General features: G+C 61.2%; 21 protein-coding genes. 8 read left to right on the top strand and 13 right to left on the bottom strand.

Annotated elements, in window-relative coordinates:
• Nucleotides 1-13 precede the first annotated feature (13 nt).
• From QCE58_RS11775 to QCE58_RS11740, 8 genes are all read right to left on the bottom strand, one after another.
• Nucleotides 14-1,174, bottom strand: a complete 1,161-nt coding sequence (locus tag QCE58_RS11775; protein WP_250521276.1) for an ATP-binding protein — start codon at nt 1,172-1,174, stop codon at nt 14-16.
• 107 nt (nt 1,175-1,281) lie between these two features.
• Nucleotides 1,282-2,010 (bottom strand): hypothetical protein, encoded by a 729-nt coding sequence (locus tag QCE58_RS11770; RefSeq protein ID WP_250521275.1) that lies wholly within the window; start codon nt 2,008-2,010, stop codon nt 1,282-1,284.
• A gap of 45 nt (nt 2,011-2,055) precedes the next feature.
• Nucleotides 2,056-3,417, bottom strand: a complete 1,362-nt coding sequence (locus tag QCE58_RS11765; RefSeq protein ID WP_250521274.1) for a hypothetical protein — start codon at nt 3,415-3,417, stop codon at nt 2,056-2,058.
• 9 nt (nt 3,418-3,426) lie between these two features.
• Nucleotides 3,427-3,942: a Mov34/MPN/PAD-1 family protein gene (locus tag QCE58_RS11760; protein WP_250521273.1), complete on the bottom strand. Its 516-nt coding sequence runs from the start codon at nt 3,940-3,942 to the stop codon at nt 3,427-3,429.
• The gene (locus tag QCE58_RS11755; protein ID WP_250521272.1) at nt 3,890-4,378 is read right to left on the bottom strand and encodes a hypothetical protein; all 489 of its coding nucleotides are present in this window, start codon (nt 4,376-4,378) and stop codon (nt 3,890-3,892) included. Before QCE58_RS11755 ends, QCE58_RS11760 begins: the two co-directional genes overlap by 53 nt.
• Before the next feature lie 3 nt (nt 4,379-4,381).
• Nucleotides 4,382-4,855, bottom strand: coding sequence for a hypothetical protein (locus tag QCE58_RS11750; RefSeq protein ID WP_250521271.1), 474 nt, complete (start codon nt 4,853-4,855; stop codon nt 4,382-4,384).
• A 914-nt stretch (nt 4,856-5,769) separates the two neighbouring features.
• Nucleotides 5,770-6,402, bottom strand: coding sequence for a hypothetical protein (locus tag QCE58_RS11745; RefSeq protein WP_250521270.1), 633 nt, complete (start codon nt 6,400-6,402; stop codon nt 5,770-5,772).
• A gap of 3 nt (nt 6,403-6,405) precedes the next feature.
• Nucleotides 6,406-7,167, bottom strand: a complete 762-nt coding sequence (locus tag QCE58_RS11740; RefSeq protein ID WP_250521269.1) for a hypothetical protein — start codon at nt 7,165-7,167, stop codon at nt 6,406-6,408.
• A gap of 597 nt (nt 7,168-7,764) precedes the next feature.
• On the opposite strand from QCE58_RS11740, the gene QCE58_RS11735 reads away from it, so the two are divergent.
• Complete coding sequence (locus QCE58_RS11735; RefSeq protein ID WP_250521268.1) at nt 7,765-8,091, top strand: hypothetical protein; 327 nt, start codon at nt 7,765-7,767, stop codon at nt 8,089-8,091.
• A 249-nt stretch (nt 8,092-8,340) separates the two neighbouring features.
• On the top strand, nt 8,341-9,996 hold the full coding sequence (gene drt4 / locus QCE58_RS11730; RefSeq protein ID WP_250521267.1) for an antiviral reverse transcriptase Drt4: 1,656 nt from the start codon (nt 8,341-8,343) through the stop codon (nt 9,994-9,996).
• A gap of 22 nt (nt 9,997-10,018) precedes the next feature.
• On the opposite strand, the gene QCE58_RS11725 is transcribed toward drt4, so the two are convergent.
• Complete coding sequence (locus tag QCE58_RS11725; RefSeq protein WP_250521266.1) at nt 10,019-10,288, bottom strand: hypothetical protein; 270 nt, start codon at nt 10,286-10,288, stop codon at nt 10,019-10,021.
• A 229-nt stretch (nt 10,289-10,517) separates the two neighbouring features.
• Between QCE58_RS11725 and QCE58_RS11720 the strand changes: the two genes are divergently transcribed.
• The 5 genes from QCE58_RS11720 to QCE58_RS11700 all read left to right on the top strand — a co-directional run bounded on the left by QCE58_RS11720 (nt 10,518) and on the right by QCE58_RS11700 (nt 17,493).
• Complete coding sequence (locus QCE58_RS11720) at nt 10,518-11,420, top strand: GNAT family N-acetyltransferase (protein ID WP_409014106.1); 903 nt, start codon at nt 10,518-10,520, stop codon at nt 11,418-11,420.
• Between the two features lie 56 nt (nt 11,421-11,476).
• On the top strand, nt 11,477-13,531 hold the full coding sequence (locus QCE58_RS11715; RefSeq protein ID WP_250521265.1) for an NAD(+) synthase: 2,055 nt from the start codon (nt 11,477-11,479) through the stop codon (nt 13,529-13,531).
• A 129-nt stretch (nt 13,532-13,660) separates the two neighbouring features.
• Nucleotides 13,661-13,999: a P-II family nitrogen regulator gene (gene glnK / locus QCE58_RS11710; RefSeq protein ID WP_008342452.1), complete on the top strand. Its 339-nt coding sequence runs from the start codon at nt 13,661-13,663 to the stop codon at nt 13,997-13,999.
• A gap of 167 nt (nt 14,000-14,166) precedes the next feature.
• Complete coding sequence (locus QCE58_RS11705) at nt 14,167-15,924, top strand: cation:proton antiporter (RefSeq protein ID WP_250440053.1); 1,758 nt, start codon at nt 14,167-14,169, stop codon at nt 15,922-15,924.
• Nucleotides 15,925-16,086: 162 nt separating this feature from the next.
• The gene (locus tag QCE58_RS11700; RefSeq protein WP_008342450.1) at nt 16,087-17,493 is read left to right on the top strand and encodes a gamma-glutamyl-gamma-aminobutyrate hydrolase family protein; all 1,407 of its coding nucleotides are present in this window, start codon (nt 16,087-16,089) and stop codon (nt 17,491-17,493) included.
• Nucleotides 17,494-17,580: 87 nt separating this feature from the next.
• On the opposite strand, the gene QCE58_RS11695 is transcribed toward QCE58_RS11700, so the two are convergent.
• From QCE58_RS11695 to QCE58_RS11685, 3 genes are all read right to left on the bottom strand, one after another.
• Complete coding sequence (locus tag QCE58_RS11695; RefSeq protein ID WP_034472732.1) at nt 17,581-18,294, bottom strand: DUF2968 domain-containing protein; 714 nt, start codon at nt 18,292-18,294, stop codon at nt 17,581-17,583.
• Nucleotides 18,295-18,345: 51 nt separating this feature from the next.
• Nucleotides 18,346-19,365 carry a hypothetical protein gene (locus QCE58_RS11690; protein WP_250521264.1) on the bottom strand — a complete coding sequence of 340 codons (1,020 nt, stop codon included), beginning with the start codon at nt 19,363-19,365 and terminating at the stop codon, nt 18,346-18,348.
• Nucleotides 19,366-19,575: 210 nt separating this feature from the next.
• Complete coding sequence (locus QCE58_RS11685; RefSeq protein WP_250435007.1) at nt 19,576-20,088, bottom strand: GNAT family N-acetyltransferase; 513 nt, start codon at nt 20,086-20,088, stop codon at nt 19,576-19,578.
• A gap of 247 nt (nt 20,089-20,335) precedes the next feature.
• On the opposite strand from QCE58_RS11685, the gene QCE58_RS11680 reads away from it, so the two are divergent.
• Entirely contained in the window at nt 20,336-21,631 is a 1,296-nt protein-coding gene (locus tag QCE58_RS11680) for an MFS transporter (protein ID WP_250440051.1), read from the top strand.
• A gap of 48 nt (nt 21,632-21,679) precedes the next feature.
• On the opposite strand, the gene QCE58_RS11675 is transcribed toward QCE58_RS11680, so the two are convergent.
• The gene (locus QCE58_RS11675) at nt 21,680-23,539 is read right to left on the bottom strand and encodes a tetratricopeptide repeat protein (RefSeq protein ID WP_008342444.1); all 1,860 of its coding nucleotides are present in this window, start codon (nt 23,537-23,539) and stop codon (nt 21,680-21,682) included.
• Nucleotides 23,540-23,548: the final 9 nt, after the last annotated feature.

The raw sequence follows: 23,548 nt of genomic DNA, 5'->3' as shown, positions 1-23,548 counted from the left end.
CTCCGGAGCCGGGTCAAGTAACCCAGCGGCTTATCGTTGTTCTGTTGACTCCAAAGACTTCCCCGAGCTCTACTGTGTTGAACGCATAGCGCTCGATAAATGCTCGGGCAAGCTCTCGCAAAGGCATGTTGAGGATGCCTATTGCGTCGCTAGGCACCCTAGCTGCGTGGATGCCCATGACGGTCTGCAACCGCTCTGCGAAGGATAACGTTGGCCCATCTAAAATCCAACTCTTTTTAAGCGACTTTACAACATCTTGAATCTCCGCACCTGACGTTCCCTCGAGGAGAGCGGCCAGCAGTTTCGCTTGGGCATGACTGAATTTGAGTGGCTCTGCATAACGGCCAATAATCTCGATTCTTGAGTCCAGTGCCGGTTTCGGCAGCTCAATTTGAAGCTCGAATCGGCGCCACACAGCAGGGTCGAGCAGCTGTGGGTGGTTGGTGATTCCGATGGTCAACCCTCGCTCGGCACGTTCGTCGAGCTTTTGCAGCAACGTGTTGACCACGCGCTTTATCTCGCCTACCTCGTTTGGGTCGTCGCGCAGTTTCGCGATGGCATCAAACTCGTCCAGGACGAGCAAGGCACGATGTCTGTTTGCAAAGTCGAACAGGTTGCCGATGTTTCTCGACGTCGTGCCCAGAAACGAGGACATCAGGCCATCCAGACGCGCGAGGATAACGGGCAGTTCAAGCTGCCGCGCGAGCCAAAGTGCGAGCTGCGTTTTTCCCGTCCCAGGTTCGCCAAACACCACGCAGCTTCGTGCCGGCTCGATACCGACATCGATGAGCTCTGCCGCGCGGCGCCATTCGTTCACCCACGACTCAACACCCACGGCAAGCCTTGAGGGCAGGACAGGGCCATCGGTCGGCAACGACCTCACAACAGTGATGCTCGCCAACGGCGCCGAAGTCTCACGGTCGACAGGGATGCGGGAGTTTCGAGTGAGCTCGTCGCCCGACAGATGCACGACTGGTTTCGAGGCCGAGTCATCATTCTTCGGCTGCGGCGATGCGGTCACCAAGTCGCGAATCGCTTGGGCGCCGTCTATGTCTCCCGCTTTCTGGAGTTCATCTGCGCTCAGCAGCACAAGCTGAGGGTCGACGGCTTTCCCGAGAGCAAACTTACACAGCTGCACAAAAGAGACGAAAGGGTGCAACTTTGAAGGCTTCACGTGCGGTTTCCGCGAAAAATGTGCGTATGAGACTATATCGCGGTTCATCAGTCAACCGTTAGTGCGCGCCAGCCTTCTTGCGACCTGCTCCGCCCCATAATGGCGCGCTAGCTTGAGGCCGTCTGAATCGCGTGCTGAAACCAACACCAAGCGGTGAGGGCCTTCCCTGAGATGAAAAGGGCAGCTGCACCCAAAAGCACCACCTGCGAGGTGATGTGGCGGCCCGGGGAATTGCGCCATGTGAGGTTCCAGAGCCACGCGAACCAGGCAAAGTTCGTTGTGGCGAAGGTGCGCAGGCCGGCAAGGGCGTTGGAGACCGTTGCCATCACCACGAACACCATCGCCGCTGCGTTCTGAAAAACGAGCTGGCGGCCGTACTCGCTGAGGCCACGCCAAAACTGGACGGCCGATTCGTTCGCGGCGAGCGCTCCGACGGCGTGCGGAATATTGCCTTCGATGAACCGAAGTGACAGGTAAGCTGCGAGCGCAAACACTACGGTGGGAACGGCAGAGAGCATCACCGGCCGCGTGTCTTTGCTTCGCGCATACGCCATCACCGCCGCAATGAGGCTGGGTAGCACTGCCCAGCCGGCCGCCTGCTGCATCGCCGATATTAGCTGCTCGTAGTGGCGGAAAAACTGCCAAGCTGCGAGCGCGCAGAAGACGACGGTTGCGGGCATTTCACTATCGGTGCCGCCGCCGTCGGGCGGCGGCTCGCGGTACATATTGGTCACATAGTTGTGACTCTGGTTGTGGCTGTTGTGGTTGGTCACGTTGTCGCCGACGTGGTTACCTCTACCCGTGATTGTCACGGTCGAATTCTCGAAGTTGCTCATCGTTCGCCTCTTATGTTGGTGTTTTTGCTGGCCGGCAAGCAGTCGTCAGACCGAGATGAATCCTGGGTTGAGCGCAGAAAAGTCATGCTTGTTCACGACCACGCTGCGACATTTCAGAGCGAACATGTCTGCATCGAGCACCTCGCTTGGCGCGCCGCCGTGTAAAACACGCAAGGCCTCAGAAACGCACAGGGCAGCGGCGAACGCGCCGACGAATGCCGCGCCGACGGCCTTGCCCGCAAGCTCAACAACGCCGCATTGACCGAGCTCGCCCTTTTTTAGAAGGTCGGCATAGAAGCCGCCGAGAACCGGTTCTTTATGCGGCTTTTGCGGCCATGTCTGAGCGGTCGTTCGCGACGCCGGGAAGGTATGCATACGCAAGCTCTGAAAATCGTCGTGACGGCTTCCAAGGCCTGCCTCAACGATGAAGCTCGCGCCCGCATTTTCGAGTGCCCGACGCGCTTCCGGATTGTCGACGCCGCAAAATAGCAGCGATGGCTCGCCCTGTCCCTTGCGCGTATCGCCACTAAAGTAGCGCTCGACGATGGCCGTCGAGAACCCGCGGCTTTCGAGCCACTCCGATACGACACGGGTTTTGTTGCGCCCCTTGTCCTTCGTGTCGGTCAAAACCGATGTGCTTTCGGTCGACGCGCCGACGCGGTCGACGTCCTGAAGAAGAACGTGTGGCCGCTCCAGCGCGTGCTTCGGAAACGGCAGCAAGCTCAAGCACCACGCGAACGCTTGGCCCAGATGGCCTAAACCGAGCAGCCAGACGGACGAAGGTAGCACCTGCAGCGGCGGCCCGTCGAATTCGCATGCATCCCATTCTGCCGCCGCCGGCGCCCAAAGCGAAATGCCCACCGGCTCGTAGTCATTCAACGCTCCATCGCTCACGTGATGAAAGGCCTGACTGACCGCAAGCGCGGCCGCTGCGACGGCCGACAGCGGCATTACGTATTCTGAGGCTTTGTCGTCAACGCGATGCCCCTCATCGACCGGTGCGGTGCCCGCGCGCCATCCCGCCATCAGCAGACGGACGTGAAACGGGGAGGCGCGTTTGTGCGCGGCACCGATGGAAATCGTCGGGCGGCCAGGCTCGAGGTTCGCGATGTGCGCGCCTGCTTCGAGAAGCGCGTCTGCAAGCAAGAGAGAGCCGCCCAGCGACGGGTGCAACGGCGCGTCACCACATCCGGAAACTGACACGCCACCGAGAAAAGCGCGGCGGCCGAGCATGACGACGGCGAGTGCGGCCACCTGCTCATGCAAGTCGGTCGGCGCTGTCAACTCGAGCTGCAACTGATACTTCTGCGCAATCTCGTGCGCTTCTTCGAAGGACTTCGCCTGGCCGCTGTCGATAAGCCGTTTGACGGTTCGATGAAGTGCGTCAGCATCGTATTGAAAAGACATGCTTCTACCTCACAGGCCAATGTAAAAGAAGTTGGAGTTTTGCGGGGTACCGACCGTCTCCCATTCATAGGAACCCCGGTAGAGGTAGATGCCCATCTTCGAACGCGAGAACTTCCCCATCGCGAAGTCAGGAAGGATGAGTCCGATGTGACCTTTCACCGCGACCATCGGATTCTTTCGGTCGGTGTCGCTTTGCCCGAATCCTCCAGGATGAGTGTGGATGTCGGCGATAACGGAGAGCTTTTGCTGACGGCAAATCTCCCAGAGTCGGCCCACACAACGCCCATCGATATGCACGTAGCCGGAATTGAGCGCGTTGGGGTCAAGGTCGTCGTAGAGAACGAATCCCGTAATCGTGCGAATGTCGTCTTCGCAGTGTCCGAGCAGGAAGGCGCCGCTTTCGCGAATGCCAGCGCTGCGGGTGCGCAGGTCTTCGACGAGCTGGCGCCAGAGCGAAGCCGAGCACGCCAGCTTATGCTGCGGCGACCAGAGGCGGCGAAAAGTCCGGCGAATTGAGAAGAGCATGAATTTCCTCGAGATACGTAACAATCGAACCGTCTGGCTTCCACAAGCGGGCCGGCATTTGGGTCACCCAGTTCTGATGTCCCTCGATGGTTAGCCGGTCGCATGCGATGTACAGGGCCGTTCCGCCCAGCCAATCCGTGCGGAACACATCCTTGACGCGACCGCCCTTGCTGCCTGGCCACTTCTGGTGCGCGAGCGGGGCGTTCATTACTGCATCCCACGGCTGCGCGGTGGGCGGCTTGGCGGGGAAACCGGCCAATTCAAAGCGAAGCGCGAACGCGCCGACGGCTGCGGTGACCTCGATAACGGCGTACGGCCAATCGAGAGACACGAGGCGCCAGCGACCATCGGCTGCGCCCATCTGGAACAGCGCCCCGTCGATGTCCGCCAGGAACGCGCGGGCATCGGGAGTCACCGGTTGATGAGGGGCGCTCATGGCTTAGCCTTGGAAGCGTTCGTTCGGAACGAGGTCGAACGAGACGTGGTGCTGGTGCTTCGGGGTAAGCGTGCCCAGATGCACAGAGGCAGCGGGGCGCTCAGTCGTGCCGCTCACTTGCAGGACATGCTCAGCCGCATGCATCGCGTCGATACCGAACTTATCGTCCGCCCAATGCTTCAGGCGGTGAATCGTCATCGAAGGCGGCGCCTCGCGGGTCATCTCGCGACCGTTGAAGTGGACCGTCACCTTGAGTTCATGCTGACGATGGAAGTGGAGCTTCGGGTGCGGCTTCGAACGCACGACTTCAATCAGCATTTCCTCGGTCAGCACGACGTCGCCGTCTTCCTCGAACACCTTGAGGTCAATCTCGACGCCGCCCGAAACTGCGCGAACAATCTCGATAAGCGTGACGTGCTCGGGAATCTCGAGCTTGTGCACATGACGCGAATCTTCTTTTTGATAAAAAATAGGCATAACAGTATGTAGTCCGTAAAAATTAGGCTCGTACAGCGGGTGCTGACCACAGCCTTACTTACTAATGGCGGGTCAAAGCAAAAACCGGCAAAACAAATTTAAAAATCTTCAACTACCCATCTTCGAACGCCTGACAACAAGTTACTTGTATCTTCGACGAATCCTTCAATAGTGAAATGGCAGGGAGCGCTGAAAACCGGCAAAGCGTTCCGCAGAAATTTCGTCGCTCGTCGGTGCCACGCGCTGCCAGCACCTGCCAACCCCTTCGGAGGAGCCTCCATCAGTGATATGGCATAAAGCGTCTAAAACCGGAAAAGCGTTCTGTAGAAATTTCGATGCCCACGCGTCCCGAGTGCTACGGGCACTGACTGACGAAGGCGACGTGTCCTTCTAATTTTGATATGGCAGCCATCGACGAAAGCCGGCAACGCATCTGGAAGGAAATTTCGATGTTCGGTCGGGCGGCGAACTGCTGACGATGACTGGTACCACAGATGAGTTCTTCACGAGCGATACGGCTATCTCAGAGGCACACAGAGCCCGGCGGAGCATTCAATGGGATTCGTCACTCACGGGCGTCGTTGCTGGAAGAAGTCCCAACATGAGTGAGTTCAACCCTCGGTCGGCAATGAGTTATGAGTCTCAATTGTGGGCTGCAGCCGAAAGATGAATTGATGTGGAATCAGCGGGGAGCGCCGCTTGCGTCCATTGGGACGCTCGACAAGAACGGCAACTGGGGAGCGGCGAGGAGAGCAAGCAGCAAAGTCGACGGCTGCTTTGAAGGGAGTCGGTTACTGGCTGTGCGCAGAGCATCACTTCAGTAACCGACGGAAGGCATACATCCAGAGGGTGAGACATGCTCCTTCGGGAGCTATGAAGAATTATTTTGTGACCAATCGCCTACGTGGGTTGTCTTAAAGCTCGGTTGAATATCGTTGCTTCACTTGAGAAATCGCCTCAGGAGAGAGATGGGCCGATGCCAGGGCTTCCTCGAAAGTCTCTTGTTTCGTCTCGCGCGGCGTTCCATTGTTCAAAGATGAGGTGGTAAGTCTAGCCATCTGAGGTCTTGCCATCAAATGTGCTACCACGCCTTCTTTGGCTACTTCCAGGCATGAGGCAAGGGCGTCAATCAGGCGCGCCGGTATGGTTTCAAATTGAATCTGCCTATCTCGGAGTTTGACTACTACTGCCTTGGGTAGCTGCAACTTTGCGACAAACTGCCCAAACTCCGTTTTGGACAGCCGGGATATCGGATTCTCGGCCTTCGCTGAGGACACGGGAAGTCCTCGTTTGGCATATTCGTAGCGCAGGTTGTGGAATCGACTCACAGCGATTTGAGCTGCGGCCTCGCTCGCTTCCGTTTCCACGACTTCACCGTGGAATTCGTCCTCGACGAGAGAGGCGGCGAACTCGATGAGCTCCGCCTTGAAGTGCGGGAACAATTCGATGTAACGCTGCAATTGAGCCGGTGTGGGGAGGTTGTGCTCAGCCGCGAATTGCATAAGGACCTCGTCGGCTTCCGGCTTGTTCTGCTTGGGGTAGGACATCTTTTACTCCTGGAAGTGAGCCAGCTTTTCTATGATTTGTTCTTGTCGGTACAGGATTGCGCGGCGCTTGATTTGGCAAATCGTCGCAATGGTCGTCTCGTTCGGGTCATCTGACTCTTTCTGCACGCCGAGGCCGAGAAGAATCGCGACTTCACGCAGGGCTCGCGGTAGCTCACCTATTGCCGTGAGAAGGTCCTGAGTGAAAACTGCACTCTCTGGATTAGACCGGCGAAGTAGGGGCGGGTCGACATCGACGAAGGCGTCGGTGTCGTCCGAGCCAGCCTGCTCGTCGTCCGCTGGGGTCATGGACACGAGCCGCTTGCGCCTCGATTTTTCTCGCCGCACCTCGCTGTGAATGAATCCGGCGACCGCGTGGGAAAAGGAAGCCTCGAAGAAGTCGAGCTTTTCACCGTGGGTCGTCAAATCTGTCACGAGCGCTTCGTTGAACGCGCCAAGCACGTTTTCCAAGGCCTCTTGCGAGTAGCAGTCGCGAATTCTCAGCTTGTGCGCCGCCACGCTGGAAAAACGACGGATAATACAAACGATGAGCTCTTTCTCCGCCTGTTCAGGCTGCCCGTCGCGAAGGAGAGCCATCACAGTCTCACTGCTTAAGCGGGTCTTGCCGTTCGCGGTCGAACCTCGGATGCGCTGAATCAGTTCGGCTGACCCGAGCTTGCGGAGCTCGTGAAGTTCCTCTTCCACTCCCTCACGCCGGACCATCAGTTGGTCAGTGCCGCGCGTTCTTTTAGTCAACTTCCGGTCCATCAGCCACTCCTTGTAATGCCTGCTATTGTCCAATGGCAGGCAACTCCAAAAACCGGCAAAAAAATTTAATAATTTTTCAGTCTTGCTGTTTTCCCACTATATGAAACGCGAGTGTGCGAATCGATAGTGCAGAGCATTGCCCTCGATGCGATAGCGCCTACCGGTGCACGTGTGCATCAGGCTTGGCCGCGGGCTATCCTCAGCTGCGCAAGCTCGGAACGGTCGCGGAGCGCGACCAAAACTGCTTGTGTATGACATCTCAAGGGCGTCCCGAAATTTCTTCCCGAAGGCCAGGAGCCACTGTTCGTGGCCCCACGATAGCTGCTGGGCGCGCTGTCTCCTTCGCGCGGAGCATCGACGTGTAAAGGCGGGAATTTGTTTGATTGCGAAAGTTGAGACCGAGAAGACAGCTTTGTCCTCTAATTACGCTGTTTCACAAAATGTTTGCGCCAAGCTCGCTCGGCACCTACGCTGGAATCTCGACCTGCCGCGGACTCGGACTCACGGCGAGGCCGGGGCTTGATGGAGCCGATACGGAAGGTGGCAACCCTGTGAACGGAGGCAGCGATGGCGAGTAGCCGCACGACACCCGTAGCAATGGAATTCCTGCGCCAATATCTGGGGCATCACAGCCCGGAGACCCGCTACCAATATGTCACGGACTTACCGGGTTTGAGAAACCGGAGCAGGCCGAACATCGAGAAGATAAATCGTCAGATGCAGCAGCTCGCGGTCTGGCTTCAGTTGCTCAACAATCCGCGACGGCTTCACGAGTTGAGTTTTGACTTCGTGCCTGATTTTCGGCCGGACGGCACGGCGGTAGGTGCTTCTGGTTTGCTTTGTGATGCGCAAGAGCTGTCCAGACACGACGCGTTGCAATCACACTTGGCGTCGCTGGAAGCGCGCTTGCGCGATTCAGAATAGCGAATCGGTGCCAGATTCGAGTCAGAACTGAGCGCGGATGATACCCAGACCTGGCGCATCGCGCTCAATCCTTGATTGCCTGCGAGGCAAAAAAAACGCTGAGCGCCCCACAGCGCTGAAGCCTTTTCTTCGATGCTCAGTGGCTTTTGTGTTCGCGTCGCCACGACAAAATCCTGTCGAGTACAAAGCGCTGAAGGGTAATATGCGCCCACACAAGCCAACCAATGCGGACAGCAAAGAGCGCCATTTATGATTTTTGACGACAATCGCTGGGTGTACGAGGGCCTTTCCCGGTTCAACTTCTTCCCCAATCAAAAGGCTCCTATCGGCGAACTACCTCCTTGTATTACGAGCCGTCAATTGACTCCAGAAGTGGCTGAATTAGTGCTCGCAGCAGAAGGGCCGAAAGCCCGAGACACCACCGTCGGATACGACGAAGTCTCGTATTTGATGACGAGGCATGACAATATTCCGCGGCGTCTCTCGCTCATTCACCCCGTCCCTTATCTCCGAATGGTAAGTCACATTTGGACGCATTGGAACGAGATTTCGCCGGCGGTCGGCAGTGAGAGCAGTGCAATCAAACCCGAAAGACACGATGACCCCCGCATCCTGATAATGAATTATGAGGACGTGCTATCAAAGTCTCGGCATATCTTGTCAGCAAGTTTTGGTAAGCGATTTAAGGTCGAAACGGATATTTCAAGCTGTTTCAACAGCATTTACTCGCACTCGATTCCTTGGGCAGTTGTAGGCGTTGCAGCCGAAAAAGCGCGAATTCGTGGTGAAGGCCAGATTCATTGGAGTGACCGTCTCGACGCAATGCAGCGGACGGCAAAGCGGAAAGAGACGGTCGGAGTATCGATTGGGCCTGGAACGTCAAGCGTTATCGTTGAAATTATCCTCGGTAATGTCGACGCCCGTCTTCGAGAAAAGGGATACGAGTTTCGCCGGTTCATCGATGACTACATTTGTTTCGCTGAGACATACGATAAGGCACAGGGTTTTTTGCTAGAGCTCGGTCGCTTTCTCTCGGATTTCAGACTGCACTTAAATCTTCAAAAAACTTCTATAGTCGAGTTGCCGGAGCCACTGAGCGCATCTTGGGTTACTGAACTAAGCAACGCGCTTGAAAGCCTAATGCTGGTTGCGAATGAGAAAGAGGGCGCGAAAATCTTCGCTAACGGCGCGACGCAATATCTCGACCTTGCCATCAAATTGAATCGAGAGACTCGTGATGGTAGCATTTTGAAGTACGCGTTCGGCTCGCTCATCGCATGGATTCACGAAAGCGCACTTTACGATGTCTCGGAATATTTAATCAATCTGGCTTGGCATTACCCGGCACTTCTCCCATATCTCGACTCACTCCAGGAAAAGTTTCCAGAGGGCTTGAATTCATACGAGCCACAGCTGAACGCAATAATCATCGAGAACGCGAAGCATAGACGTTCCGACGGCATGGCTTGGCCGCTTCACCTGATGAGGAAGACCGGCCTGAAACTGACTGGAGAAGCCATTGAAAGCATTCTCGCTTCTCGTGATTGCGTCGCATACACATTGCTGTTCGAAATACATCAAGCGGACGAGCAAATAATCGCGTTTGCGAAGAATTTACTCGACCAAGAATCTCTCGAACGTGACCAGTATTGGTTGTTGCTCTATCAACTGGCATATCACAAGGCAATTCCCCTGCATGAGCACGAGAAGGGGTTTGCTGTGATGCTTGAGCACACGGTGAATTTTGTGCCTTCTGACGACAAAACGACTATCGCAGAGCAATACTGCGATTACATAAACAATCCGTTTTGGGAGGAGGGCGAAGGGCCTCTTTCGATGAGTGATTGGACTCTGGAGCAGGCGAAACCGGAGACAGGGGTTGAGGACGACCCGTTAAGCACGTGACCTGTTTGTTATCTGGCTCAAATCACTTCCACTTCCCCTTGGCAAGCTTGTCCTTCAGCTCGCTGATTTGTCGCTGAGCTTCCTGCCGCGGCGTTGCCAACACTTCAATGGGGATGGTGACGCCAAGGATTTTTGCGAGATTGGAAACGTATGGGCGGGTCTGCCCAGGAATCTGTTGTCGGGCGCGCTTCACCCTCTTGAGGCCGCAAACTGAAATCAGGTAGTCGAGGGTTCGTTGGTCACGGCTGGACTCCACGATGACGTCCAGGCTCTGCAGGTCTTCTGGTCGCATGGTAGGGTCGCTGCGAGTGATTGGTATCAATGGGTTATAGGACGGGCGGGGGGGTGGCGCCAGTGGGCGCAGAGTATCGGTGCGTTTTCCCTCCCCCCGGACCCCCCACCTCATTTCGGGCGTGCTCGCCCTCATGCTCGGGTCTTCGACCCTCGTAAAACGAGAGAAAAGCAATGCGTGTAAACCCTTTCTAAGTCAGTTTGCTTCGCAAAATGACTGGACAACATAAGTGTTCGATCACGCCTGGGCCGATGCCTTCGAGCGCCACGGTCTGCGCTACTACCCGAAGGCGCTGTCGGCGGTGCCGTTTTCGCCGGTCACGGGCCCGCGCCTCATCGCCGCGCATCACGAGGATCGCGTGCTGCTCGCGCGCGGCGCGATCGAATTGACGCGGCGACTCGAACTGTCGTCGCTGCACGTGCTGTTTCCGCACGCGCAGGATGTCGAGGCGCTCACCGACGCGGGCTACATGCTGCGCGAAGGCGTGCAGTTCCACTGGGAGAATCTGCCCGGCGATGGCTACGCGAGCTTCGACGCCTTCCTCGCGACGATGAGCCACGACAAGCGCAAGAAAGTGAAGCAGGATCGCCGGCGCGTGGCGGATGCGGGCGTCACGTACACGTGGCTGCGCGGTGGCGAAATCGACGATGCCGCGCTCGACTTCTTCTACGACTGTTACGACAACACGTATCGCGAGCACTGGAACGCGCCGTATCTGACGCGCGAGTTCTTCGGCCGCATTCACGCCGATGCGCCCGACAGCATGCTGCTCGTCATCGCCGAAGCGGACGGCGAGCGCCTCGCGTGCGCGCTCAACATGATCGGCGGCGACACGATGTACGGCCGCTATTGGGGCACGCGGGAGTTCGTCTCCGGGCTGCACTTCGAGACGTGCTACATGCAGGGCATCGCGTATTGCATCGAACATAGGCTCGCGCGTTTCGAGGGCGGCGCGCAGGGTGTGCACAAGATGTCGCGCGGACTGTTGCCGACGCCGACATGGTCCGCGCACTGGATCGCGGATCAGCGTTTCGCGCACGCGATCGCCGAATTTCTCGATGCCGAAACGCAGGCGATGGATCAGCACATCGAGGAACTCGAAGCGCACACGCCGTTCAGGAAGAAAACCTGAGATGCGATAATCGATTCGACCCCCTTCGCTGCAACTCGCGCACATCCATGTCAGCCATGAGCAGAAATTTCTTCAACCTGTACAGCCACGATTTCGCGCGCGTCGCGGTCGGCGTTCCGTCCTGCAAGGTCGCCGATCCCGCGTTCAACGCGGCGCAGACGATCGAACTCGCGAAAGAAGCCGCCGCGCACGGCGCGGTGCTCGTCGCGTTTCCCGAGCTCGGGGTGTCCGCGTATACCTGCGACGATCTCTTCCATCAGCGCGCCTTGCTCGACGCGTGCGAAGACGCGCTGCAAAGCATTCTCGACGCATCGAAGCAACTCGATATCGCGATGATCGTCGGCGCGCCGGTGCGCGCCGAGCACAAGCTCTTCAACTGCGCGATCGTCATCGCTGGCGGCTTCATTCGCGGCGTCGTGCCGAAGAGCTATCTTCCGAACTACGGCGAGTTCTACGAGGCGCGCCAGTTCAGTCCCGCCGATGCCGCCGCCGAAAACACGGTCACGCTATGCGGTCAGGATGTGCCGTTCGGCGCGTCGCTGCTGTTTCAGATCGAGGGTCTTCCGCTCTTCCGATTTCACGTCGAGATTTGCGAGGACGTTTGGGTGCCGATTCCGCCGTCGTCGTTCGCGGCGCTCGCGGGCGCGACCGTGCTCGTGAATCTGTCGGCGTCGAATATCGTCGTGGGCAAGTCGGCTTATCGGCATCAGCTCGTCGGGCAGCAGTCTGCGCGTTGCGTCGCGGCGTATCTGTACACATCGGCGGGCAATGGCGAATCGTCCACCGATCTCGCCTGGGACGGGCAAGGCCTCATCTACGAAAACGGCGAGCTGCTGGCGGAGTCCGAGCGCTTCTCGGACCAGTCGCACCTCATTTACGCCGATATCGATCTCGAACGCCTCTCGCGCGAACGCATGCGGCAAACCACGTTCGGCCGCTCGACGCATCGCCACGCCGGCGAAGTCGCGCAATTCGACGTGATCGAATTTCCGCTATCGATTCCCGACGATGAAAAGCTGCCGCTCGAACGCCGGGTCGCGCGCTTTCCGTACGTGCCCGCCGATGCCGCGCGCCGCGACGAACGATGCAACGAGGTCTACAACATTCAGGTGCAGGCGTTGCTGCAACGGCTGCAATCGTCGGGGATGTCGAAGGTGGTCATCGGCATATCGGGCGGGCTGGACTCGACGCATGCACTGCTCGTGTGCGCGAAAGCGATGGACCGCCTCGGTCTGCCGCGCTCGAACATCCTCGCCTATACGATGCCCGGCTTCGCCACCAGCGACCGCACGCTCAAGCAGGCGCGCGAGCTGATGGAAGTCGTCGGCTGCACGGCGAGCGAGATCGACATTCGTCCGAGCTGCGTGCAGATGCTCGCCGACATCGGCCATCCGCACAGCACGGGCGCCGAACAATACGACATCACGTACGAGAACGTGCAGGCGGGCGAACGCACGAGCCATCTGTTCCGGCTTGCGAACTTCAACCATGCGATCGTCATCGGCACGGGCGATCTGAGCGAGCTCGCACTTGGTTGGTGCACCTACGGAGTGGGCGATCACATGTCCCACTACAACGTGAACGCGAGCGTGCCGAAGACGCTGATCACGCATCTGGTGCGCTGGGTTGCCGAGTCGGGACAGATCGGCGGAAGCGGAACCGATGTGCTCGAAAACATCCTCTCCACCGATATCAGCCCGGAACTCATCCCCGGCAAGACGAGCGGCGTGGTGGAGCAGAAGACGGAGAGCGTCATCGGCCCGTACGAATTGCAGGACTTCAATCTGTACTACACGTTGCGCTTCGGCTTTGCACCAACGAAGGTCGCGTTTCTCGCGTTGCATGCATGGCGCGATCGCGATGCGGGCGCGTGGCCGGAAGGCCCGACCGTTACGCGGAATCAATACGACATCGGCGCGATCCGCAAAAATCTGCGCATCTTCCTGGATCGGTTCTTCCGCACGAGCCAGTTCAAGCGCTCATGCGTGCCGAACGCGCCGAAGGTCGGCTCGGGCGGCTCGCTTTCGCCGCGCGGCGACTGGCGCGCGCCGAGCGACGGCCAGGCGACGGTGTGGCTCGCGGACCTCGAACGCGTGCCGACGAAGGAGTGATATCCGACGTCCTCGCGAATATACGGACCGCCTGCTCGATGAAACGCGGCTAGAATCGAAAACATCTGTCCCGCGCGGGACACGACCTTTTTTCGAACCCCTTGAATCGATCTTTACGCGAGGCACGCCATGAAACGCATCACCGCCATCATCAAACCGTTCAAGCTCGACGAAGTTCGCGAAGCGCTGGCCGAAGTGGGCCTGACCGGTCTCACGGTCACGGAAGTGAAGGGCTTCGGCCGTCAGAAGGGGCATACCGAGCTTTATCGTGGTGCAGAGTATGTCGTCGACTTCCTGCCGAAGGTGAAGATCGAAGTCGTCGTCGCGAACGATCAAACCGATCAGGTCATCGACGCGATCATCGGCGCCGCGCGCACGGGCAAGATCGGCGACGGCAAGATCTTCGTCGCCGATGTCGAGCGCGTGATCCGCATTCGCACCGGCGAGGAAAACGAAGCGGCAGTCTGAGCGCCGTTGTTCTTTCGTTTTCATCGAGGCCCGCCATTTGCGCGGGCCTTTTCTTTGCGCTTGCACCAGCGCGATGCGCGTCCAAAAGATCGCTTGCCGGAGGGCAGGAATCCGCGTCCGTGCGGTAACATCGGCTATCCCATTATCATTTTGTAAGGAAATAGTTGATGCATCACGCGATCGGCTTCATTCAGGATCTCGCAGTGATCATGGCCATCGCGGGCGTGGTGACGGTGCTCTTTCACCGTCTGCGGCAGCCGGTCGTGCTGGGTTATATCGCGGCGGGCGTGATCATCGGGCCGTACACGCCGCCGTTCAATCTGATCCACGACGAAGCGACCATCCAGACGCTCGGCGAACTCGGCGTCGTCTTCCTGATGTTTTCGCTCGGGCTCGAATTCAGCTTGCGCAAGCTCTTCAAGGTCGGTGCGACCGCCTTCGTCGCCGCGCTTTCGGAAATCGTGCTGATGATCTGGGTCGGCTACGAGATCGGGCGATGGTTCGGCTGGAGCTCGATGGACTCGCTCTTTCTCGGCGCGATGCTCGCGATCTCGTCGACAACCATCATCGTGAAGGCGCTTTCCGAACTCGGCATGAAGGGCGAGCACTTCGCGCAGATCGTGTTCGGCATTCTGATCGTCGAAGACATACTCGCGATCGCGATGCTCGTGCTGCTCTCCGGCATCGCGCAGACGGGGTCCGTAAGCGCTGGCGTCGCGGTCGTCACGCTCGGCAAGCTGCTGCTTTTCATGACGGTGTCGCTGGTCGTCGGCATTCTCACGGTGCCGCGCGCGCTCAACTACGTCGCGAAGGCGAAGAGCGACGAGATGCTGCTCGTCACCGTGCTCGGCTTCTGCTTCGGCTTCTGCCTGCTCGTCGTGAAGCTCGATTATTCGATCGCGCTCGGCGCGTTTCTCATCGGCGCGATCATGGCGGAGTCGCGGCATCTCGCGCGCATCGAGCATCTGATCGCGCCGGTGCGCGACATGTTCTCGGCGATCTTCTTCGTCACCATCGGTTTGCTGCTGAACCCGACGGTGCTCGTCGACTACGCGTGGCCGATCGCCGTCATCACGATTGCCGTCGTGCTCGGCAAGATCGTGTCGTGCGGGCTCGGCGCGTTTCTCGCCGGCAAGGACGGCCGCACGTCGATGCGCGTCGGCATGAGCGTCTCGCAGATCGGCGAGTTCTCGTTCATCATCGCGTCGCTCGGCCTGTCGCTGAAGGTCACGAGCAGCTTTCTCTATCCGATCGCGGTGGCCGTGTCCGCGCTCACGACGCTCTTCACGCCGTATCTGATCCGCGCCGCCGATCCGCTCACGATGCGCCTTTCCCGCGCGATGCCCGCGCCGCTCGCGCATACCTTCGGCCTGTATTCGCAGTGGCTCGCGAGCCTGACGCCCGCGTCCGGCGGCCCGACGCTTTTCTCGATGACGCGGCGCATCGTCATGCAGATCGCGGTGAATCTCGCGCTCGTCGCGGCGATTTTTCTCGGCGCGTCGTATGCGGCGCCGTTCGCGTCGGGCTATCTCGCGCGCTGGCTCGACACCGATAACGCGCAGCGCGTCGTGCTGTGGGGCGCCGCGTTGGTGATCGCGCTGCCGTTTCTCGTCGCGGTGTATCGCAAGCTCGGATCGCTCGCGCTGCTGCTCGCCGAAGTGAGCGTGCAGCCCGCGAAAGCGGGGCGCTTCACGAGCGCGATCCGTTCGGCGATTTCCGGGCTCATTCCGATCGTCGCGATGTTCGGCGTCTTCCTGCTCGTCGCGGCACTGTCGGGCGGGATCCTGCCGCCGTTCGGATTGATGGTCGGCGTGCTCGTGTGCGTCGCGCTGTTGCTGACCGTGTTGTGGCGCTGGTGCGTGAAAATCCACGCGACGATGCAGATCGCCTTGCGCGAGACCTTCGAGGAGCCGCGCGACCATTGAGGGTTTTCGTCACGGGATAGCCCCGACAGCGGCCCGCACCGGGTTCCCGCGATAATGTGAGCCAATGTGACCAAATGTGTGCTGGTTTGCCCCGTGCAGGTCTCAGGCGGATAATCGGGGTTTGTCCACTCTCCTTATGGCGTTCGAGCGCCTGAACCAGGAATGAGCGATAACAAAACGTCCAACGACGCAAGCAGCACCGACGCCCGCCGCAGCGGCGCCGATTCACAAGCCGCCCCGCGCAGCGCGAACCCGACGGCCTCGCCCGAAGCCGCCGCCGCGGCCTCGGCGCCCGGTCCGCAGGCGAGCGCGACCGAACGGGCATCGACGGATGCGCCTTCGAGCGCGTCGAACGTCGAGCCGGCCGACACGGCGCAAGCCCGCCGCGACGACGCGCTGCAGGACGCTCGCGAGGCGCGCGCATCGGCGGCTAGCGCGACCGCCGCGCAGGAAGCCGCGGTGCGCGAGAAGCAGCGCGCATCGGCGAAACCGCGTGCGAGCCTCGCCGAAAACTTCGAGGCCGCGACCGATGCGGAAGCCGCCAGCACCGCGAACGCGCAATCCGCGTCGTCCGATTCCCCGACTGGCCGCGCCACCGTTCTGCCGCCCGAATTCACCGAGGCGCCGGACTTCGGCAAGCTCAATCCGCCGCCGCTGCCCGCCACCGAGCAGACGTCCGCGCAGCCTCAACCCGCGTATCTCAAGCAATCCGATTCGGCGTGGTCCGTCTTTGGCCGCGTGATCGCGGCGCGCGCGCGGCAGATTTTCGATCGCGCGGGACAGCGCATGACTCAGCGCACGTTGCGCATCGGCGTGTCGGCGCGGATCTTTCATCCGGAGCCGGGCGCGAAAGGGTTGCGCGGCAAGACGCTGCAATATCTCGAGGAATCCATCGCGCATTGGGTGATGTCGCGCGACGTGCTCGTGTTCATGATTCCGACGGTCGGCAATCAGGGCATGCTGCACACGAGCAATATCCGTCTGCGCGACTACGCGAAGCATCTCGACGGCCTGCTGCTGCAAGGCGGCGCGGACGTCTCGCCGCAGTCGTACGAAGAAGCGACGACGCGTCCCGAATGGCCGGGCGACCGCGTGCGCGATATGTACGAACTGGAGTTGCTGCATGAGTTCGTCGAGTCGGGCAAGCCGGTGCTCGGCGTGTGCCGCGGCTGTCAGCTCATCAACGTGGCGTTCGGCGGCACGCTTTACGGCGACATCGCCACCGATGTGCCCACGGCCGGCATCCACGTCAACGAGCAGTACGACCAGCATAGGCATTCGATCCGCTTCCCCGAAGGCTCCACGCTCGTCAACATGTTCCCCAACCAGCGCGAGGCGATCGTCAACTCGATCCACCATCAGGCGGTGAAGACGATCGGGCGCGATCTGAACATCGAGGCGGTGTCGGCCTCCGATGGGATCATCGAGGCGGTGCGCTACCGGAAGGCGCCGTTTGTCGTCGGCGTGCAGTGGCATCCGGAGTTTCATCGCGCGGGCGGCGCGGAACTGCTCGATTGCACGCCGCTGCTCGATACGTTTCTGCGCGTCGCGCGCGAAACACGCTTCTGACGCGAGACGCGTTTTCGACGTCGCCAAGCAGGAAGGCCCGCTCGGATCGAGCGGGCCTTCTTCGTTTTCAGATGCGTATCGCGCAGATCAACGCGACGGCGACGCGCTCACCGGCGCGAGTCCGGCTTCCGTCTGCTTTTGAAGCTGCTCGACCTGCAACTGCAGCGTGCGCAGCTTGCGTTCGGCTTCGAGCTTGTCCGTCTGCAGCACGGCCGATTCGGCCTGCAATTGCTGCTGACGTTGCGACACCTGCGAATCCTGCTGCTGCGCGAGTTCGAGATCGGCGGTGAGACGGTTGGCGCGATCCGCCGATTTCGCGATCACGCGATCGAGCAGCGCTTTCTGCGCCTGCAATTGCGCGCGGCGGATTTCGCCATCGGCAAGCTCGAAGCTCTTGCGTGAGAACTGCGCGTAGATCGTTTCCGCGCGGGCCGCGTCCTGTGTCTTTACGACGCGCCACAAGCGCGCGTCCTGCGACAGCGCGACGTAATACAGCATTTCCTGCGCGAGGAAGTAGAGCCGCGCCCCGTAACTGCCGTTGCGCGTGGCGCGCAACTCGGTGAGGCTTCCCGCCTGCACGAGACTCTGCAACTCGGCGATGTTCCCCTCGACGCGCGGCGCGTTCGAGTTGGCGGTCAAGTCGGAGAGGTCTACGGGCGCGGGTTGCGCGGGCTCGCTTGCGGCGGATTTCGCCGCCGTTGCGGGCGCCGCGAACGTGCTGCCGAAAGGCGCAAGGAAACCACACAGCGACAAGGCGAGGGCGAGCGTCGCGTAACGGAGATGATGACGTAGTTGCTTCATGTTGGCGTCGTGGCCGGGAATGGTTGATCGTTCTGATGCGTATTGCGCGCTTCAGCGCGCGCTGTTCGCGGATGCGCGACCGGACGAGGCCGCGTTGCTGTCGAGTGTCGGTGAGTGCTGAAGCATCGCGTAGAGCGTGGCCGGATTCGTCGATTCCGACGCCTTCGACTGGCTCGCGATTGTTGCGGCCGGCGTCGAGCGCGTGCGCCGCGCGGGTCCGTGCTTGGCGGACCGGCTCGCGATTTTTTCGACCCGCGTCGCCAGCGCCGGTCGCGCCGATTCCTGCTTCACGACGCGCGCGTCCGACGCAGGGATGCGGTAAAAGGCCGGCTTCCCTCGCGGCGTCAGTACGGCTCGCACACGACCGCCGTTCTTTTCCGGTCCTGCCGTCGATGCCGCAGGTGACTTCGGATTGTCAGCAGTCACGATTCCTGGCGCGACGGTGTCATTGGCGGTTGCGGCCGGGAGCGAGGCGGGAGGCTCCGCGACCGAAGGCTGCGCGTCCGTCGCGGGTTGATCGGCCGTCGATACGGCGGTCGCCGCGACCGGCGCCGGAGCCGATGCGGGCTCGGCTTGCTGCGTGCGCGTCTCGCTCTGCGCGGCCGGTGCGGCGTCGCGCTTCGGGTCCGACGGATATCCGAGCACGAGCCATACGATGAACACGCCGCAAGCCGCCGCGATCGCAGTCGCGACCGGCGCGCTCAGGCGATAGGTCCGCGCGGTCTTCGGAGCGTTGACCGCCAGTTGGATGGGATCGGTGCGCGAGTCGCTGGCGTTGCTCGGGGCATTCGAGCCTTGCATGAGGCGCAGCATCGCGCGGGGAATGTCCTCTTTGCCGAACACGCCCCACAGGCTCGTGGCGCGATAGGGCGAGCTGGTGTCGGACAGGCTCAGCGCCGGCACATAAGCCGTGGCGAAGCGCGCGGCGAACAGCGCAACTTCGGATGCCGACTGGACAGGTCGCGCGCACGCGGGCGTCCACTCGCAACCGAATTTCAAGGACGGATCCTTCAGCACGCGCAGCGCCGGCAGACGCAGATTGCCTTCCACTACGATCAAGGGTTCGGACATGAAGATTCCACATGCATGCGCCCGGGCGTGGGCAACGCGACAACTCACCCGGACCATCGTGGTGTATGGAGACAGCACCGCGGGTTCGACGCGAGAATCGCCGAAATTCGACCCGCGATCATACGAAACGGTCACGTCCCCGACGACCAGAAGATTCCTATTGTCGATTTTTGACAGGAATGCTTATTGACCGAGCCGATCCTCGTGTGCTCAGTCGAGCGGATACACGTATCGAAGAGAGAAAAGCGCGACGCCCGCCATGTGATCCGCTTCGCGCGCCGCGAGTTGCCAGCCGCGCGATTCGTAAAAGCCGATCGCCGCGGCGTTCTGTTCGAGCACGGAAAGATACAGTTCCCGCGCCCCGCGCGCGCGTGCCCAACGCGCCGCTTCCTCGAGCATCGCGGTGCCGGTGCCGAGGCCGCGATGTCCCGGCAGCGCGTGCAGATTGTCGACGAGCACGCTGCCCGCCGCATCCGGCTCGACGAGACAGATGAAGCCGACCGGCTCGCCCTCGTGCTCCGCGATGAACACGGTCGCCGCGCCGGCCGCGACATCCTTCATGCGCGCGATCCAGTGTTCGGCGCGCTCCGCGCTCAGATCGCGATCGAGATACTCGTCCGGCAGGATGCCCCGATACGCCGACGCCCAACTCGACGCGTGCATCGAGGCGATGAGGGCGGTGTCTTCGGCGGTCGCCGTGCGTAGCCTGATATTCGCGTTCATCTTTTGAGGTGCTGTCAGTTAAAAGTTAGGCATACGTAATCGTATTTTAAGCTTTATTTCGGCGATATTGCGCGAAGTTGTGTACAGTCGCGAGCGGCGCGGCGTTAAGATTGTCGACGTTGCGCTTACAAAAGATGGCACAAGTCGTCCCGTCGTCGCGGCCGGCCGAGCACGGCGACCGTCTACGGTCTTGCGGCCACGCCGAAACCAAAAACTGAAGTGCGCCCACAGCTCTTTCGAGAAATTCATGTCCACAGCCCACGTAGCACCCGCCAACGAGTCGAAGTTCAAGACGGTGTTTCGCGTCGTCAGCGGAAACTTCCTCGAAATGTATGACTTCATGGTCTACGGCTATTACGCCTCGGCGATCGCCAAAACCTATTTTCCGAGCGGCAACGAATTCGCCTCGCTGATGCTCGCGCTGTCCGTCTTCGGCGCGGGCTTTCTGATGCGGCCGGTCGGCGCCATCGTGCTCGGCGCCTATATCGATCATCACGGCCGGCGCAAGGGCCTGATCCTCACGCTCGGGCTAATGGCCGTCGGGACGGCGTGCGTCGCGCTCGTGCCGGGCTACGCGACCATCGGTGCGCTCGCGCCGGTCATCGTACTAGGCGGGCGGCTGCTGCAAGGATTCTCGGCCGGCGTGGAGCTGGGCGGCGTCTCCGTGTATCTGTCCGAAATCGCGACCAAGGGCAACAAGGGCTTCTATTGTTCGTGGCAGTCGGGCAGCCAGCAGGTCGCCGTCGTGTTCGCCGCCCTGATCGGCGTCATCATGAACCGGCTCCTTCCGCCCGAGCAGATGACCGCGTGGGGCTGGCGCGTGCCGTTTTTGATCGGCTGCCTGATCGTGCCGTTTCTCTTCATCGTGCGGCGCTCGCTGCGTGAAACAGACGAGTTCCTCGCGCGGAAGCATCGTCCGAGCATGGGCGAGATCGCGCGCTCGATCGGGCAGAACTGGGGCGTCGTGCTGGCCGGCATGGGCATGGTCATCATGACGACGGTGTCGTTCTACATGATCACCGCGTACACGCCGACCTTCGGCAAGGAAGTGCTGAAGCTCTCCGCGATCGATGCGCTCGTCGTGACCGTATGCGTCGGCATCTCGAATCTCGTCTGGCTGCCGCTGATGGGCGCGGTCTCGGATCGCGTCGGCCGCCGCCCGGTGCTGCTCGTCTTTACGATTCTCACCATTCTGACGTCGTATCCGGTCGTGCAATGGCTCGTCGCGGAGCCGTCGTTCGTGCGTCTGCTGATGTGCGAACTGTGGCTCTCGTTCCTGTACGGCAGCTACAACGGCGCGATGGTGGTGGCGCTGACCGAAGTAATGCCCGTCGATGTACGCACGACCGGCTTCTCGATGGCCTATAGCCTCGCGACGACCATCGGCGGTTTCACGCCCGCGATTTCGACGTATCTGATCCACGCGACCGGCAACAAGGCCGCGCCCGGACTGTGGATGGGACTTGCCGCGGTGTGCGGCCTGATCGCGACGCTCGTGCTGTATCGCTCGCCCGAGGCGCGCAATCAGTACAAGACGGCGTGATCCGGCTGAACAGTCGAAAAAAATCCCCGCCGATGAAGCGGGGATTTTTTATGCGGGAAGCGCCGCCAGCGCCGCCGCGGTGTCGTCGATGACTTCGCGCCATTGCCCCGGCGCGCGCTGACGCACGAGCCGCGCGCCCGGATACCACGCGCATTCGGCGCTGCCGATGCCCCAGCGCCAGTCGGCGGCGAACGGCAGCATTACCCAGAGCGGCTTGCCGAGCGCGCCCGCGAGGTGCGCGACGGACGTATCGACGGAGACGACGGCGTCGAGCCGATCGACGATCGCGCCCGTATCGGCGAAGTTTTCGAGCCGGTTTTCCAGCAGATGAATCGATGCTGCGTTCGGATGCGCGCCCAGCAAGTCACGCTCGCGGCCCGTGACGAACGGCTGCAGCACGACCCAGTCGATGCCTTCGAGCGCGAACAGCGGCGCGAGCTCGGCGACAGGGATCGAGCGCGTTTCGCCCGGCTGCATCCGTCCGGACCAGGCGATGCCGATCTTGCGCTTGTGCTGGCCACCGATCGAGCCGCGCCACTTGCGCCGGTATTCGGCGGGCACGACGAGATAGGGCGCGCGCGCCGGGATCGCGTCGAGCGCGGTCATGCCGAGCGCGAGCGGCAGGCTTAACAGCGGACAGAACGCGTCGGCGTGCACCGGGACGCCATCTGACTTGCTCTTCAGTTCGACGCGCGCGGCATGCGCGGCAGGCGCGAGCAGCGGCACGAGCGCGGGCTGCACTTCGAGCACCAGCTTGCCGGCGAGCTTCGCCGCGAACGGCACGAAACGCGCGAACTGCAAGGTGTCGCCAAAGCCCTGCTCGGCGCGCACGAGCAGCGTGCGGCCCGGCATCGGTTCGCCGTTCCAGCGTGGCAGGCGCGGCGGCGGCTCGCTGCCGGGCGTCTGCAGACGCCACTCGTAACCGGCGAGACCGCGCGCGTAATCGCCGATGGCGAGCAGGGCCAGCGCCCGGTTCAGATGCGCGGCGGGCATCGAAGGATCGATGCGCAACGCTTCGTCGAATGCGCGCAGCGCCGCCTGATGCGCGCCGAGCGCAAGCCGCGCGTTGCCGAGGCACAGCCAGGCGACGCCGTATTTCGGATCGAGCCCGACCGCGCGCTCGAAGTGCGCGATGGCGTCATCGTGACGGCCCAGCTTCGCGAGCGCGTGACCAAGCCCGAAATAGCCCGGCGCGAAATGCGGATGCAAGGCGACGGCTTTCTGCAGCGCTGGCAGCGCGTCTTCCGGATGGCCGTGCGTTTCGAGGAGATTGCCGAGATTGAAGTGCGCGGCGACGTAGTTGGGCTCGGCGTCGAGCGCGGCGCGAAAGTGCGCGATCGCGCCGAGGGTATCGCCGAGCGCGTTCAACGCCATGCCGAGATTGTTGTGCGCGCCGGCATGACGCGGACGCAGCGCGAGCGCGCGCCTGAACGCCTGCGCGGCGTCTTTGAAGCGCTGCAGCGCGGAAAGCGAGTTGCCGAAGTTGTTCCACGCGGCGGCGTCGTTCGGCTGCAGGCGCAGCGCCTTTTCGAACGCGTCGGCGGCGTCTTCGTGACGGCCGGCCGCCGTGTAGGCGTTGCCGAGGTTGTACTGCGCGAGCGGAAAGCCCGGCGCGAGCGTGAGCGCGTTGCGAAAGCGCTCGATCGCGTCGTCGAGACGGCCGAGCGCCTTCAGCGCGTTGCCGAGATTGAGCTGCAGGCCGGCATCGGTCGGGCGCAGGTCGACCGCGCGGCGCACGAGCTCGGCCGCCTCCGCGTGCTGGCCCTGTTGATGGCGCAGCACGCCGAGATAGTGCAAGGCGTCGACATGATGGGGTTCGGCGGCGAGCGCGGCCTGATAGTCGCGCTCCGCGTCGGTCAGGCGACCGTCGCGATGGGCCGCGAAACCGCGGGCGAATACGGTGTCCATGACGGGGAA

It is taken from the genome of Caballeronia sp. LZ028, assembly GCF_031451415.1.
Lineage (GTDB): Bacteria > Pseudomonadota > Gammaproteobacteria > Burkholderiales > Burkholderiaceae > Caballeronia > Caballeronia zhejiangensis.
The sequence above is the reverse complement of the archived record's forward strand: the minus strand, read 5'-3'. Positions and strand labels throughout refer to the sequence as shown.